The organism is Dactylosporangium salmoneum (assembly GCF_039532525.1).
Classification (GTDB): domain Bacteria; phylum Actinomycetota; class Actinomycetes; order Mycobacteriales; family Micromonosporaceae; genus Dactylosporangium; species Dactylosporangium salmoneum.
Window position 1 is genome coordinate 128,078 of sequence record NZ_BAAARV010000096.1, and the last position, 15,499, is coordinate 143,576.

Genomic DNA, 15,499 nt, shown 5'->3' on the forward strand with positions numbered 1-15,499 from the left:
CGGACAGGCGGTCGCTGCCGGCGACGGCGGCCGCGGTGCGCCGGTGCAGCAGCGGCGCCGCCCCGTCCGCGCCCGACAGGGCCCGCAGCACGTCGACGGAGAGCACGTTCGTGGTGCCCTCCCAGATCGGCAGGACCTGGGCGTCGCGCAGCAGCCGGGGTACGCCGGTGTCCTCGACGTAGCCGGCGCCGCCGAACGCCTCCAGGTACTCGCTGGCCGACGCGACCGCGAGCCGGCCGGTGGTGAGCTTGGCCAGCGGCGCGACGAGGCGCAGCTCGGCGGCCGCGGCGGCGTCGCCGTGCTCGGCCCGGCCCAGCAGCGCGAACGAGTGCGCGGCGAGCGCGAACGCGCCGGCGGCGTCGACGGCGAGGCCGCCGAGGGTGGCGCGGTGCAGCGGGTGGTCGGCGAGGATCCCGCCGGCGATGGTGCGCTCGGCCGCGTAGCTCAGCGCGTACTCGAGGCCGCGGCGCATCCCGCCGGCCGCCGCGGCCGCGTTGTGCAGCCGGGTGACGACGACGAGGGTCATCATGCTGGCCAGGCCGGGCTGGGCCGGGTCGGCGAGCGGGAACGCCTCGACGCCGTCGAGCCGGACCTCCCCGGTCGGTACCGCGCGGGTGCCCAGCTTGTCCTTGAGGCGCAGCACCTGCAGGCCCTCGGCGGGGCGCACGCCGTCGGCGGCGTAGCGGGGCACGAGGAACGGCACCAGGGTGCGGGACCCGGGGCCGGCGCCCTCGGGGCGGGCCAGCGCGACCGCCATCGCCGAGTCGATCGCCGAGCAGAACCACTTGTCGCCGGTGAGGCGCCAGCCGCCGCTGCCGTCGGGGTGCGCGGTGGTGGTGGAGCGGGCGATGTCGGAGCCGCCCTGCGACTCGGTCATCCACTGCCCGGAGGTGACGGCGACGGCCGGGTCGGTGGAGGTGAGGCGGGCCAGCCACCCGCCCTGGGCGCCGGCCTGGGCGAGCAGCGCGGCGGCGCCGTCGGCCATCGCGACCGGGCAGGAGAACGTCGCCGACTCGGGGCCCCACAGGTGCAGCAGGGCGTGCTGGACGACGCGCCCGCCCGGGCCCCACGCGGCGCGGGCGTCCGGCAGGTACGGCAGCGCGACGACGCCGTGCCGGGCCGCCGCGGCCCGTTGCGCCTGCCAGCCGGCGCTGGTGTCGACGCGCTCGACGCGGCGGCCCCAGGCGTCGAACCGGGTCAGCGACGGCGGGTGCGTCTCGGCGTCGTGGTGCGCCTCCCGCAGCGGCCCCAGCACCTCGGCGGACAGGTCGGCCAGGCGCTGCTTGGCGGCGGCGTGGCCGTCCTCGCCGAGCAGCCGGTCCAGCCAGCCCCGCAGCTGGGGGTCGGCGGTGTACGGGTCACGCAGCGCCGGGCCACTCTGCACGAATCGCGTCATGGCACACAGGTTACCGCCCGGTACGGTGGCGATACTTGATCGCGTGACGCTCCACATCGACAACGAGCAGCGCCGGGCCCGGCTCGCCCGGCGGCACGGGCTCGCCGGGCCGGTACCGCCCGGCAAGGGGCCCGAGGACGTCGCCGCCGACCTGGTGGCCCTGCACGCGACCGACCCGGCGACCGTGCACCTGTCGGTCGCCGCCCGGCTGCACGCGCCGCTGGTCGCGAACGTCGAGGAGGCGCTGTACGAGCGGCGGAGCCTGCTGCGGATGCTCGGCATGCGGCGCACCATGTTCGTCGTGCCGGTCGGGTTCGCCGGGGTCGTGCAGGCCGGCGCGACCCGCGCGGTCGCCGCCGAGCAGCGCAAGCACCTGCTGCGCCACCTGGCCCAGACCGGGGTCGGCGACGCCGCCTGGCTCGCCGACGTGGAGGAGTCGACGTACGAGGCGCTGCGCCGCCGGGGGAGCGCGACCGCCGCCCAGCTGGCCGCCGACGAGCCGCGGCTGCGCACCCTCATGGTGCTGCCGCAGGGCAGCCAGTACGTCACCAGCCGGCTGCTGTTCCTGCTCGCCGCCGACGGCCGGATCGTGCGCGGCCGCCCGCTCGGCAGCTGGATCAGCACCCAGTACGCCTGGTCGTGCCTGCCCGACTGGCTCCCCGAGCCGATGCGGGAGCCGGACCCGGCGACCGCGCGGACCGAGCTGGCCCGGGCCTGGCTGGCCCGCTACGGCCCCGGCACCGCCGCCGACCTCAAGTGGTGGACCGGCTGGACGATGACGCAGACCCGGGCCGCGCTGCGCGCCCTGGAGGCGGTCGAGGCCGGCCTGGACGGTGGCGAGACCGGATACGTGCTGCCCGGCGACACCGACCCGGTCGAGGACCCGGGGCCGTGGGTCGCCCTGCTGCCCGGACTCGACCCGACGGTGATGGGATTCCAGAGCCGCCACTGGTACCTCGGGCAGCACGCCCCGGAGCTGTTCGACCGCACCGGAAACGCCGGCCCGACCGTGTGGGCGGGCGGGCGGATCGTCGGCGGGTGGGCGCAGCGGCCGACCGGCGAGGTGGCCGTGGAGCTGCTGGAGGAGGTGCCCGCGGCGACCCGCCGGGCGATCGCCTCCGCCGCCGGTGAGCTTGCCGGGTGGCTCGGGGAGGCGCGGGTGACACCGCGGTTCCGGGCGCCACTGGAGCGAAGGCTGACGGAAACTGTCACACCCACTGGGTAGCGTGCAGCGCATGACGGTGGTGTGCTGGTTGGTCGCCGGGCTGGCCGCGGCGTTCGCGGCGGTGCGGCTGCTCGGGGCGGAGCGGGGGACGCCGCTGACGCAGCTCGTGACGTACACCCCGTATGCCGCCGCCGGTGCCCTCCTCGCCGGCGGGGCCGTCGTCGCCGCCGGGGCGACCTGGCCGGGGGCGCTCTGCCTGGCCGCCGGCGTCGTGCTGGCCGGCCTGGTCGCGCCGCGGCTCGTGCCCGCGCGGGTGCCCGCCGGCGGGGTACGGCTGCGGGTGATGGCGGCCAACCTGCTCTACGGGGCCGGGGCCACCGCCCGGTTCGTCGAGCAGGTGAAGGTCGACGACATCGACGTCCTCGCCGTGCAGGAGCTCACCGAGGAGGGCCTCGCCGCGCTGGACGCGGCCGGGATCGAGGCGCTGCTGCCGCACCGGGTGGTCGCGCCGCGGCCGGGCGGCGGCGGGGCCGGGCTGTTCAGCCGGCACCCGATCGACGAGCCCGAGGTGCGGCTGCTCCCGCCGATCCCGATGGCGCAGACCCGCGGCCTCGTGCGGGTGCCCGGCGCGGGGGAGGTGCTGGTCGAGTCGGCGCACCCGTACCCGCCGCGGCCGGGGCGCCTGCGGGTGTGGCGGGACAATCTCGCCGACCAGCCGCGGCCCGGCCCGGCCGGCCCGCCGGTGGTGCTGCTCGGCGACTTCAACGCCACCCTCGACCACGCGGCGCTGCGCCGGCTGCTGCGGGCCGGGTTCCGCGACGCCGCCTCCGTGCGCGGGCGTGGGCTGGCGCCGACGTGGCCGCGGATGACCTCGGCGCACGCGGCGCTGCCGTTCTGGACGCCGCCGGTGGCGCTCGACCACGTCCTGGTCTCCCGGCGCGTCGGGGTGCGCGAGTTCGGGACCCGCGTCACCGCCGACTCCGACCACCGGGCCGTCGTTGCGGAGCTGGTCCTGAAACCCTCTACGTTGTAAGGTGTTTCCTTCGTCGCGCACACGGGAGGGTCGTTGAACTCGATCAGGATCGTCGGAGCCAGGGAGAACAACCTCCGCAACGTCACCGTCGAGGTGCCCAAGCAGGCCATCACCGTCTTCACCGGCGTGTCCGGGTCCGGCAAGTCGTCGCTGGTCTTCGACACCATCGCGGCCGAGGCGCAGCGGCAGCTCAACGAGACGTTCACCGCCTTCGCGCGGGCGCGGCTGCCGAAGTACGGCCAGCCCGACCTCGACTCGGTCGAGAACCTCTCCGCCGCCATCGTCGTGGACCAGAAGCGCCTCGGCGGCGGGTCCCGCTCCACGGTCGGCACCATCACCGACATCTCCGCCATCCTGCGGCTGCTGTTCTCCCGGGTCGGCACACCGCAGCTCGGGGCGTCCAACCTGTTCTCGTTCAACGACCCGCAGGGCATGTGCCCCGAGTGCGAGGGCATCGGCCGGATCACCACCCTCGACCTCGACGCGTTCCTCGACCGCGGCAAGTCCCTCAACGACGGTGCCCTGCTGCACCCGGACTTCCAGCCGGGGACCTGGTACTGGCAGATGTACGCGGCCAGCGGGTTCTTCGACATGGACAAGCCCCTGGAGCGCTACGACGAGCAGGAGTGGCACAACCTGCTGCACGGCCGCGGGAAGCTGCCCGTCGCCGTCGGGGGCGGGCAGATGAACGCCACCTACGAGGGCGTCGTGGAGAAGTTCACCCGGCTGTTCATCAAGCGGGACGTGGCCGAGATGTCGGAGCGCACCCGCAACCGGGTCGCGCAGTACGTCACCGAGGCCGTCTGCCCGTCCTGCGGCGGCGCCCGGCTCAACGAGGCCGCCCGGTCGGTGCGGGTCGCCGGCCGCTCCATCGTCGAGCTGAACGCCCTGGAGGCCACCGAACTGGTCGAGGTGCTGCGCACCGTCGACGCGCCGGTGGCCGCGCCGATGGTGGAGAGCCTCCTGGACCGGGTCGGCAACCTCGTCACCATCGGCCTGGGCTACCTGAGCCTCGACCGGGAGACCGCGACCCTGTCCGGCGGCGAGTCGCAGCGCATCAAGATGGTCCGGCACCTGTCCAGCGCGCTGACCGACATGATGTACGTCTTCGACGAGCCCAGCATCGGCCTGCACGCCCGCGACGTGGCCCGGCTCAACACCCTCCTGCGCAAGCTGCGCGACAAGGGCAACACCGTCCTCGTCGTCGAGCACGACCGCGACGTCATCGCCATCGCCGACCACGTCATCGACATCGGCCCCAAGGCCGGCGCCCACGGCGGCGAGGTCGTCTACGCCGGCAGCGTCGCCGCCCTGGCCGACGCCCCCACCCTGACCGGCCGCCACATGCGCCACCGCCTGCCGCTGAAGACCGAGGTCCGCCCGCGCACCGGCGTGCTCACCGTCACCGACGCCGCCGTGCACAACCTGCGCAAGGTCACCGTCGACTTCCCCGCCGGCGTGCTCACCGTCGTCACCGGCGTGGCCGGCTCCGGCAAGAGCTCCCTGGTGAACGAGGCGTTCCTGGCCCAACACCCGCAGGCCATCGTCATCGACCAGTCCGCCGTCGGCGCCTCGATCCGCTCCAGCCCCGCCACCTACACCGGCGTCATGGACGAGATCCGCGCCCTGTTCGCCAAGGCCAACAAGGTCAGCCCCGGCCTGTTCAGCTTCAACTCCAAGGGCGCCTGCCCCGCCTGCCAGGGCCTCGGCGTCATCTACACCGACCTGGCGTTCATGGACGGCCTGAAGTCCACCTGCGAGGAGTGCGAGGGCCGCCGCTTCCGCCCCGAGGTCCTGCAGCACCGCCTCCGCGACCGCACCATCGCCGAGGTCCTCGACATGACCGCCGAGGAGGCCGCCGCGTTCTTCCCGGAGAAGAAGCTCCAGCCGATCCTGCGCGCCCTGGTCGACGTCGGCCTGGACTACCTGCGCCTCGGCCAGCCCCTGAGCACCCTGTCCGGCGGCGAGTGCCAGCGCGTGAAGCTCGCCACCGAGCTGCACAAGTCCGGCACCGTCTACGTCATGGACGAGCCCACCACGGGCCTGCACATGTCCGACATCCAGCACCTGCTCGCGATCATCGACCGCCTCGTCACCCAGGGCAACTCGGTCATCGTCATCGAGCACAACCTCGACATCATCAAGAACGCCGACTGGATCATCGACCTCGGCCCGGAGGGCGGCGCCGCCGGCGGCCAGGTCATCTTCGAGGGCACGCCCTCCGACCTCCTGGCCTTCTCCCCGTCCCACACGGCCGACGCCCTGCGCCAGGAAGTCGCCTAGTCGATCAGCACGAAGGTGACGGCCTCCGGCAGCGCCGGGGGCCGCACCCACACCTCGACCCCGTACGCCCCTGCACCGACCGGCACCGGCGTCTCCTCGTCGCTGACCGTCATCGCGACCGCCAGCCCGCCGCCCTCCTCGACGACGACCCGCGCGGTGTGCACGCGCGCCCAGTCCCCGTCGAAGTGCGGCCGCCCGCGAAACACGGCCACGTCGACCACGCCGTCGGAGTCGGGCCGCGTCGCCACGAGAATGCACCCGCTGCCGGACACCGCCCCTTCGTCACCCTCCCACTGCGGCGCCCAGTACCCGTCCTCCGCCGCCCCGAGCCGGCCGGCCTTGAGCGCGATCTGCCCGTATTCGGGCTCAATCTCCACCGCCACCAACAACGCAGCCTGATCCACGTACGTGATCATGCCACCAGTTCCGCTACGGTCACACGGTGCGCATACCGTACGCCTCACGGTCCCTGAGCTACCGCGACGCGGTCACCCTCCTGGACGGCGCCGACGGCCCCATCACCGCCCTGCTCGCCACGATGATTGATGTCGATGGCGATGGTTTCGACTTGATCGGCAACGGGTCCTTATTCGCCCAGCGCCGGCGGCTGATCGAGTGGTGCGCCGACGTTCTGCTGGGCCTGCCGGAGCGGGTCACCGGCATCGGCCGTTTCGAGCGCACCGAGATCCTGCTTGCCGCCCACTCGATACTGGTCGTGACCGCCTATCTCGAAAGCATCGACCAGGACGAGATCAACTCGATCCGCTTCACGCGCCGTCGCCACGACGAGGCCGTGGACTTCCTCATCGAGCAGCCGTTGCCGGCACCCACGCCAGACGAGGGTTTCCACGCGAACCGCGAACACCACCGCCACTACTACGAGTCGGTCGATGTACTGCTCGGCGTATACGCGGCGCCCGGCGCCAGCAAGACGTACGGCCTGGCCTACGCGCGGCTGGCCGCGAACGTCGCGGAATTCGGGGCATGGGCCGCGCCGGAGACGGCCGCGCTGCGCCAGCTCCTCGCGTCGATGAGCACCGGCGCGGCGGCCGACGCCCGGCGGGCCGACCTCGCCAGGCGTTACCGCCTGCGCCTCGACCGGAGCATCCTTGAATCGGCCGCGGTACCGCACCACGTGGAGATGCCGGCTCTCGGCGCCGCCTACGTCTCGCCGCGGTGTCGGGTGCGGGCCTATACCTTCGGCAGTCCCGCGTCGGAGTCGTGGTGGAACGAAGGCCGCCCGGTCGAGGATCTCGGCGGCTTCCTGGGCGCCCACCTCACCACCCCCTGGGCCGTGGCGGCCCCGCTCGTCGTGCTCGGCCAGCCCGGGTCGGGCAAGTCGGTGCTGACCCGGGTGCTCGCCGCCACCATGCCGGAGAACGACTTCCTGGTGGTGCGGGTGGAGCTGCGCAGCGTACCGGCCGACACCTCGGTACAGCACCAGATCGAGCAGGCGCTGTACCAGGAGATCGGCGAACGGATCGGGTGGGCCGAGCTGTCGCGCAGTGCCGGGGACGCACTGCCGGTGGTGCTGCTCGACGGCTTCGACGAGCTGCTGCAGGTCACCGGGGTCAACCAGTCCGACTATCTGGAGCGGGTGCGGCAGTTCCAAGAGCGCGAGGCCGACGTCGGGCGGCCGGTGGCGGCCGTGGTCACCAGCCGCACCGTGGTCGCTGACCGGGCCCGGTTCCCGGACGGCACGGTCGTCGTGCGGCTGGAGCCCTTCGACGAGCCCCGGATCCGCTCGTGGCTGGACGTGTGGAACGGCGCGAACACCGCCAAGCTGGCCACCCGCTCGCTCGAACGGCTGCCGGCCGAGGCGGTGCTGGCCCACCCGGAGCTGGCCGGGCAGCCGCTGCTGCTGCTCCTGCTCGCCCTGTACGACGCGACCGCCAACGCGCTGCAGCGCTGCGAGGCTGACCTGGGCCGGGCGGAGCTGTACGAGCGGCTCTTCGCCGACTTCATCGACCGCGAGGTCGAGAAGCTCGGCCCGGACCTCACCGAGGCCGTACGCCGCGAGGAGGTCGACCGTGAGTGGCGGCGCCTGACAGCGGTCGCGATCGCAATGCTCAACCGCGGCGGCGACGTGATCACCGAGGCCGAGCTCAACGACGACATCCCGCACCTGCTCGACCCGGACGACCTGCCGCGGCACGACCCCCGAGGCCTCAACCGGGCGCTCACCGTCGGGCAGTTCCTGGTCGGCCGCTTCTTCTTCATCCACGACTCCCAGGCGACGCGGGACGTCGGGCATCCCGAGACGAGCTTCGAGTTCCTGCACGCCACCTTCGGCGAGTTCCTGGCCGCGCGGCACATCGTCACCGCCCTGACCGACCTCGCCGCCGACCGCGCCTACCGGGCCGGGCGCCGCCAGCCGGGTCACCTCGACGCCGGCTACTTCTACGCGGCGACGTCGTTCATCACGATCACCCGCCGGGGCCCGCTGCGCTCCTTCTGCCAGACAATGCTGGAGGCCCTCGACGAGCGCCGGCGCGCCGAGTGCCTCGACCTGGTCCTGGAGCTGCTGCCGGACGCCGGCTACCCGCACCCGAGATGGTCCCTGCCCGAGTACGAGCCGGAGCGGCGCCCGGTCGCCGCCCGTCACGCCGCGTTCTCGGCCAATTTGGTGTGGCTGGCCGTCGTCCTGGCCCGCGGCCCGATCCGCGGAGCCGACCTTTTCGAGGGTGCCGGCCCCGGCATATGGAACCGGTATGCCCGCTTCTGGCAGAGCCAGATGCCGACGGAGGACTTCGAACGCCTCGTCGACGTGCTGCGCGTCGAGTCCGACAGCGCCGACGTCACGGTGTCATATCCCGGCGGCCCTGTCGCTGTGCTTCGTTCCCTGGGCTGGGCCGTCACGCCGGACGGGCCGTTCGCGGACTTCCAGGCGGATGCCGACAGCCCAGGCTGGCGGACAGCCCGGCTCGCCTCATTCCTGCAGGAGGATCGGGGACCGTCCGACATGATGATCCCAATCTGGCGCGATCTTGGCCCACCAGCGCTGATCGGCACGGGCGACGGCCTGGCCTCGACCTATCGCATGCTGCTCGAACTGCTGCTGAGACCCGCGGACGACATGCCGGCCGCCGATCGCATCGCCATGTACGGCCACGCCCTCGACGCATGCTCGAGGAACCTGACGTCGGCCCGGTTCGTGCAACTCGTGTGGCGTCAGCTCGGTGACGACCTGGGGGTGCTGCCACCGGCCGACGTGGCGCGGATGCTGCTGGAGAGGACGAAGTGTTTGGCGACCGATAAGCATGGCGCGTACGTGGTGGTGAAGAGCTTGCGGGCCCTTGTCGGCGCCGAAAGCGCGCTTGCCGCACAGTTGGAGACCGCGCTGGAAAGTAGCCGAAAGGGGGTTGCTAGGCTCAGGTCGGCTCGGTGAGCGTGCTGGAGTCCGACCCATCACGCTCCCAGCTTTCCCCCTCGTTGTCCGCGTCCAGCGCCGCTTCCAGGGCGTTCAGGTGGCGGTGCCACAGCCGGCGGTACGGGGCCAGCCACGCGTCAATCTCCGCAAGGGGCTCCGGTCGCAGCTCGTAGTAGCGGCGCTGCGCATCAGTGCGCACGCGGACCAGCCCGGCCTCCCGCAGCACCCGCAGGTGCTTCGAGGTGCCGGGCTGGGTCAGGCCCAGGCGGTCGGTCAGGGCGCCGACGGGCTGGGGGCCGTCCAGCAGCGCGTCAAGGATGCGGCGGCGGGTCGGCTCGGCCAGGACTTCGAACGGCGCTACCACCCGTCGAGCTTATATGCCCACGACGGCATGCAGGGAGTCGGGAAGGGTGCCCGGGTGCAGGATGCCGAGGCGCTGGGTGGCTCGGGTCAGGGCCACGTAGAGGTCGTTGGCGCCGCGGGGGGACTCCTCGACCAGGAGCTCCGGGTCCACGACGATCACCCCGTCGAACTCGAGGCCCTTCGCCTGCTTGACCGTCAGCACCACGACCCGGGCGGTGAGGTCGGGCTGCTCGCCGACCGCGGCGTCCGGGACGGCCTTGCGCACGTGCGGTACCAGATCCTCGAAGATGCCCGCCGGGAGCAGCACGCCGAGGCGTCCCTCGCCGACGGCCTCGGCCTCGTGCTCGACCGCCTCCGTCAGGGCCTCGGGCAGCCGCGCCGGGGCGACGCCGCGGATCCACGGCTCGACGCCGGCCTGGCGGACCGAGCGGGGCGGCTGGATGTCCGGGTCGATGCCGGCCAGGACGCCCGCGGCCACCGACATGATCTCGGCCGGGGTGCGGTAGTTGACGGTGAGCTCCCGCAGCCGCCAGCGCTCGCCCACGTACGGGGTGAGGACCTGCGACCACGACGAGGCGCCGCCCAGGTCGCCGGTCTGGGCCACGTCGCCCACGACGGTCATCGAGCGGCTCGGGCAGCGGCGCATGAGCAGCCGCCAGGCCATCGCCGAGAGCTCCTGGGCCTCGTCGACGATGACGTGGCCGAACGCCCACTTGCGGTCGGCGGCGGCGCGCTCGGCCGGGGTGAGGGCCTCGCCGTCGTCGTGGCGCTCGGCGAGGCGGTCGGCCTCCAGCAGGTCGGTGACCATGAGGAGCTCGGGGTCGTCCTCGTCCTCGACGTCGATCGAGCGGGAGCCGAACGCGATCTCCAGGGCGCCCTCGGCGTAGGCGACCTGCTGGCGGCGGCGCCGCTCGGCGATGATCTCCAGGACGGTCTCGTCCTCGCCGAGCAGTTCGGCGGCCTCGTCCAGCAGCGGCACGTCGGCCGGGGTCCAGCCCTCGCGGACGGAGCGCTTCAGGCGCGGGTCGGCGCCGGCCGCGGCGAGGCGGGCATCGGAGGCGAAGAGGCCGGCGACGAGCTGCTGCGGGGTGAGGATCGGCCACAGCCAGTCCAGGGCGCCGAGGACCTCGGCCTCGCCGCGCAGCTCGCGGCGGATCTCGGCGAGGTCGGCCTCCTCGAGCAGCTGGGCCTCGCCGGGGGCGTCGTCGCCGCCGAGGGGGTCGTCGGCGTACGGGTCCAGGCCGATCATGTCGGCGACGACCAGCGACAGCGCGTGGATGATCTCCGTGTCGAACGCCGGGCGGGCCAGGTTGTGCAGCTTGCCGGTGCGCCGGGCGCGCTCGCGGGCGTCCTCGATGACGGCCGGCTCCAGCATGACGGTGCCGCCGTCGAGCAGGTCGAGGCGCAGCGGGAGCGGCTCGTCCGGCACCCGCTGCCGGTCGCGCACGGCCGCGGCGAGCACGTCGGCCATCTCGGCGCGGCCCTTGATCGCGGCGAGCTCGGCGGGCTCCTCGCGGTGCGCGGTGACCCCGGGGAACAGGTCACCCATGGTGCCCAGCAGCACGCCGGTCTCCGCGAGGGAGGGCAGGACCTGGGAGATGTACCGCAGGAACGTCGTGTTCGGCCCGACGATGAGCACGACCCGCGAGGAGAGCACCTGCCGGTGGGTGTAGAGCAGATACGCGGCCCGGTGCAGCGCCACCGCGGTCTTGCCGGTCCCCGGCCCGCCCTGCACGACCAGCACCCCGCCGAGGTCGGCCCGGATGACGTGGTCCTGCTCGGCCTGGATGGTCTCGACGATGTCGCGCATCCGGCCCGTGCGCGACGCGGTCAGCGCCGACAGCAGCGCCGCCTCGCCGGTCACCCCGTCGTGGGCGCCGCGCCCGGTGCCGTGGGCCTCGGTGAGGTCGAGCACCTCGTCGTCGAGGCCGGTGACGGTCCGCCGGTCGGTGCGGATGTGCCGGCGCCGGCGCACCCCGTCCGGCGCGGCCGCCGTGGCCAGGTAGAAGGGCCGGCTGGCCGGCGCCCGCCAGTCGATGAGCAGCGGCTCGTAGTCGTTGTCCTCGTCGAAGATGCCGATGCGGCCGATGTAGCGCCGCTCACCGTCGGCGAAGTCGAGCCGGCCGAAGCACAGGCCGTTCTCCACCGCGGAGTACTGCGCCAGCCGCTCGTTGTACAGCGCCGCCGAGGAGTCCCGGTGCGAGCGGTCCGCGGGCGTCCCCCCGGTCTGCAGCAGCGCCCGCGACAGCGACCCGGCCGCGTCCTCCCGCAGCCGGTCGAGGTGCCCGTAGAGCGTGTCGAGATGCCCCTGCTCCTCGACGATGTCGGCGGTGTCGGATGAGTTTGACAACCCGTCTCCAGTCGGCTAACATTCACAACATCGGCGCCCTTTAGGGCGTCTTTTTTCATGCCAGAGCGATCAACCATAGCCCTTGGCGGCCCTCCGGTGCGAATCGACGCGGCACGGCACGCCGCCCGTCTGGGCCTGGCCTACGAAGGCCCCTGCACCGGCGGCGAGATCGGCGCCGGTTACGTCCGCTGGCCCGACGGCCGCCGCGGCGTGCTGTCGGAGGGCAACCCGGCCAGTACGCCCCTGCTCGGCCTGGCCCGCGCGGCCGGCATCCCCGCCCCGTCCTACGACCTGATCGACGGCCGCGTCGTCGTGCAGTCGCTGCTGCCGGGCCGCCCGCCGGAACGGGTCGACCAGCGCCTGGTCGACGAGATGACCGCGGTGAGCCGCCGTTTCGCCGGCCTGTTGCGCGCCACCGAGGTCCCGCCGCTGCACCTGTACCTCCACCAGCCCGGCCCCGGCTTCTGCCACCACGACTCCCTGGCGCAGTATTCCGCGCGCTCGGCCGCGCTGCTGTCCTCGATCCGCCGCGTTGCCCTGGACACCCTCCCGGGCGACGACCTGGTCCACGTCGACTTCCACCCCGGCAACGTCCTCGTCGCCCCCGACGGCGCCCTGACCGGCATCGTCGACTGGGACGGCGCCGGCCGCGGTACCCGCGCCTTCGACCTGGTCACCCTGCTGTTCTACGTCTGCCGCCGCGCCCCGGCCCTGGCCCCGCCGCTGGCCGCCGAGGCCGCGCGGCTCGCCCCGCCCGAGGTCCTGGAGGCGTGCTGGGCGCACATGAGCCTGCGCCAGGTGGACTGGTCCATCCGCTTCCACGACCCGGCCGAGGCCGACGCCTGGCTCGCCGTCGCCGAGAACCCCCCAGCTGACCTGCGGTGACGGACGGTTCTCCACTTATCCACAGGCTGTTGTCCACAGGCGGTGCACAACCCCGCACAATCGACGGATGACCGTCACCATCGTCGAGTGGGACACCGCTCGGCCGCCGTCCCTCATCGCCTTCAACGACACCGGCTATCTCCCCTCGGTTTGAGGGTTAGTGCGCCGCCGGCGGTGCCGGGCCGCGCGGAAGGTTCAACCGTCGGTTCAGCGGTACGGTTCAGGGGTATGACTGCTACTGCTCCCATCGGCGCCGCCGGTCTCATCGGGATGCTGGGCCGGCGGCCGCGGCTGCTCGCGCTCGGTGAGCCCACCCACGGCGAGGACGTGCTGCTCGAGCTGCGCAACGATCTCTTCCGCGAGCTGGTGGAGACGGAGGGGTACCGCCGAATCGCCATCGAGAGCGACTGCCTCCTCGGCCTCGTCGTCGACGCCTACGTCACCACCGGCCGGGGCGACCTCGACGACGTCATGGCCCGCGGGTTCAGCCACGGCTTCGGGGAGTCCGCCGCCAACCGTGACCTGGTCCGCTGGATGCGCGCCCACAACGCGGGCCGTCCCGAGGCCGAGCAGGTCCGGTTCGCCGGGTTCGACGGGCCGCTGGAGATGAGCGGCGCCGCCAGCCCCCGCCCCGCCCTCACCGCGCTGCACGCCGGCCTCGGCCCCGGCCTGGTGCCGTGCACCGTCGCCGAGCTCGACGAGCTGCTCGGCGACGACGAACGCTGGACGAACCCGGACGCGATGATGGACCCGAGCCGGTCCATCGGGCGCGGCGCCGAGGCGCGGCGGCTGCGGCTCATCGCCGACGACCTCGCCGGGCTCCTCGAAGCGCACGCCCCGGAGGCCGGCGACCTGGACCTCCTGCGGCTCTACGCGCGCACCGCGGTGGGGCTGCTGCGCTACCACGCCGGGCTCGCCGACCCGTCGCCGCAACGGCTGGGCAGGCTCTGCGCCCAGCGCGACGCCATGATGGCCGCCAATCTGCTCGCCCTCGCCGCGCACGCACCCACCCTCGTCCACGCCCACAACGCCCACCTGCAGCGGGACAAGTCCGCGATGCGGATGGGCGGCACGGAACTGCAGTGGTGGAGCGCCGGGGCGATTGCCGCCACCGACCTGCGCGACGGCTACGCGTTCGTCGCCACCGGACTGGGCACCATCCGCCACCACGGGGTCGACGAGCCGCCGCCGGACACGATCGAGGGGATGCTGTACGCCGGCCCGGAGCAACGCTTCCTCGTCGACCTCCGCCACGCGGGCGACGGGCTCGCCGCCGCGGCACCGCGGGTGTCGCCCTGGTTCGGGTACGCCCCCTTGGCCCCGGCCCACGTCCGCAACTACGACGGGATCGCCTTCATCAAGGAGTCGCCGCCGCGGTAGCGGCCGCCTGCGCGGCCTGCCGGTGCGGGTCGGTTCGGGCGTCGTAGCGGGTGAAGCCCGGCATCAGCGGGGCGCAGACCGCGACCACGCCCGAGCACAGCAGGCCGCCGGCGACGATCGCCGGGCGCAGGCCGACCCATCCGGCCATCAGGCCGGCGCGCAGCTGCCCGGCGGTCGGGCCGATCGAGTACGACAGCAGCTCGATCCCGGCGAGGCGGCCGCGCAGGTGGTCGGGGATCGTCTGGTTCCAGATCGTGGAGCGGAACAGCCCGGACACCATGTCGGCGCCGCCGGCCACGGCCAGCAGCGCCAGCGCGCTCCAGATCTCGGGTGCCATACCGAACCCGGCGATGGCCAGACCCCACACCCCGGCGGCGATCAGCACCGCCCGGCCGTGGTGGTGCACCCGGGACGTCCACCCGCTGGTGAGGGAGATCACCAGGGAGCCGATGGTCGGCGCGGCGTACAGCAGCCCCAGCGCCCACCGGGCGTGCAGCGCGTCGGCCACGAACGGGAACAGGGCCATCGGCATCGCCAGGAACATCGCGGCGAGGTCGACGAAGTAGGTGCCCAGCAGCTCCGGGCGGGACCAGGCGTACCGCGCGCCGCGGGCGATGGCGGCGAGGCTCGGCCGTTCGGCGTGCTCCGACGGCGGGACCGGCCGCAGCGCGTACAGCAGCGCGATCGAGGCCAGGAACGTCGCCACGTCGATCGCGTACGCGGCCTGCACGCCGGCCGCGACGACCAGGACCCCGCCGACCGCCGGCCCGGCGATCGCCCCGATCTGGAAGCGCAGCGCCTGCACCGCGTTGGCCGCGGTCAGCTCGTCGCGGGGCACCAGCCGCGGGATGAGCGCGTTCAGCGAGGGCCGCTGCAGCCCGTCGAGCGCGGCGACGGCACCGGCCACGACGTACAGCGGCCACACCGCGGGGCTGGGCAGCAGCGCGTTGACGAGCAGCCCGCCGGTGCACACGGCCATCCCGGCCTCGCACCACAGCACCACCCGCCGCCGGTCGGCCGCGTCGGCGATCGCACCGCCCCACAGCCCGCTGAGGACCATCGGGACGAGCTCGACCACGCCGACGACACCGACCGCGACGTACGACCCGGTGAGCAGCGCGAGCTGGAACGGCACGGCGACGAGCGTGATGAAGCTGCCGAACATCGTGATCACGCCGCTGCCCAGCAGCAGCCGGAAGTCCCGATGCCGCAGCGGCCGCACGTCGAGGCGAAAGTCACGGAGGCGCACGAACCCGGGAGCCTACGGCCGCGAG

11 protein-coding genes are annotated in these 15,499 nt (G+C 73.5%); 6 read left to right on the plus strand and 5 right to left on the minus strand.

What is annotated here, in order from left to right:
• Positions 1-1,396, minus strand: a 1,396-nt coding sequence (locus ABD352_RS47700; protein ID WP_344619267.1) for an acyl-CoA dehydrogenase family protein, incomplete at its 3' end; no start/stop codon positions are given.
• A gap of 43 nt (positions 1,397-1,439) precedes the next feature.
• Between ABD352_RS47700 and ABD352_RS47705 the strand changes: the two genes are divergently transcribed.
• From ABD352_RS47705 to ABD352_RS47715, 3 genes are read left to right on the plus strand one after another with little or no spacing between them, the layout of a single operon-like run.
• Positions 1,440-2,621, plus strand: coding sequence for a winged helix DNA-binding domain-containing protein (locus tag ABD352_RS47705; RefSeq protein WP_344619268.1), 1,182 nt, complete (start codon positions 1,440-1,442; stop codon positions 2,619-2,621).
• A gap of 10 nt (positions 2,622-2,631) precedes the next feature.
• Positions 2,632-3,594, plus strand: coding sequence for an endonuclease/exonuclease/phosphatase family protein (locus tag ABD352_RS47710; RefSeq protein WP_344619269.1), 963 nt, complete (start codon positions 2,632-2,634; stop codon positions 3,592-3,594).
• 33 nt (positions 3,595-3,627) lie between these two features.
• Positions 3,628-5,877, plus strand: coding sequence for an ATP-binding cassette domain-containing protein (locus ABD352_RS47715; protein WP_344619270.1), 2,250 nt, complete (start codon positions 3,628-3,630; stop codon positions 5,875-5,877).
• On the opposite strand, the gene ABD352_RS47720 is transcribed toward ABD352_RS47715, so the two are convergent.
• Positions 5,874-6,281, minus strand: a complete 408-nt coding sequence (locus tag ABD352_RS47720; protein ID WP_344619271.1) for a hypothetical protein — start codon at positions 6,279-6,281, stop codon at positions 5,874-5,876. The genes ABD352_RS47715 and ABD352_RS47720 overlap by 4 nt on opposite strands.
• Before the next feature lie 38 nt (positions 6,282-6,319).
• Between ABD352_RS47720 and ABD352_RS47725 the strand changes: the two genes are divergently transcribed.
• Positions 6,320-9,265 carry an NACHT domain-containing protein gene (locus ABD352_RS47725; protein WP_344619272.1) on the plus strand — a complete coding sequence of 982 codons (2,946 nt, stop codon included), beginning with the start codon at positions 6,320-6,322 and terminating at the stop codon, positions 9,263-9,265.
• On the opposite strand, the gene ABD352_RS47730 is transcribed toward ABD352_RS47725, so the two are convergent.
• Together ABD352_RS47730 and ABD352_RS47735 are read right to left on the minus strand one after the other, a co-directional pair.
• Positions 9,249-9,611: an ArsR/SmtB family transcription factor gene (locus ABD352_RS47730; RefSeq protein ID WP_344619273.1), complete on the minus strand. Its 363-nt coding sequence runs from the start codon at positions 9,609-9,611 to the stop codon at positions 9,249-9,251. The genes ABD352_RS47725 and ABD352_RS47730 overlap by 17 nt on opposite strands.
• Positions 9,612-9,620: 9 nt before the next feature.
• Positions 9,621-11,960, minus strand: coding sequence for a HelD family protein (locus tag ABD352_RS47735; RefSeq protein ID WP_344619274.1), 2,340 nt, complete (start codon positions 11,958-11,960; stop codon positions 9,621-9,623).
• Between the two features lie 96 nt (positions 11,961-12,056).
• Here ABD352_RS47735 and ABD352_RS47740 point away from each other — a divergent pair, with 96 nt between their 5' ends.
• Positions 12,057-12,845, plus strand: coding sequence for an aminoglycoside phosphotransferase family protein (locus tag ABD352_RS47740; RefSeq protein WP_344619275.1), 789 nt, complete (start codon positions 12,057-12,059; stop codon positions 12,843-12,845).
• A 228-nt stretch (positions 12,846-13,073) separates the two neighbouring features.
• Positions 13,074-14,225, plus strand: coding sequence for an erythromycin esterase family protein (locus ABD352_RS47745; protein WP_344619276.1), 1,152 nt, complete (start codon positions 13,074-13,076; stop codon positions 14,223-14,225).
• Here ABD352_RS47745 and ABD352_RS47750 read toward each other — a convergent pair.
• Complete coding sequence (locus tag ABD352_RS47750; protein WP_344619277.1) at positions 14,203-15,474, minus strand: MFS transporter; 1,272 nt, start codon at positions 15,472-15,474, stop codon at positions 14,203-14,205. The genes ABD352_RS47745 and ABD352_RS47750 overlap by 23 nt on opposite strands.
• Between the last annotated feature and the right edge of the window lie 25 nt (positions 15,475-15,499).

Coding starts and splice junctions, on each gene's coding strand:
- ABD352_RS47745 (WP_344619276.1), top strand. CDS start 13,074: ATGACTGCTACTGCTCCCATCGGCGCCGCCGGTCTCATCGGGATGCTG.
- ABD352_RS47710 (WP_344619269.1), top strand. CDS start 2,632: ATGACGGTGGTGTGCTGGTTGGTCGCCGGGCTGGCCGCGGCGTTCGCG.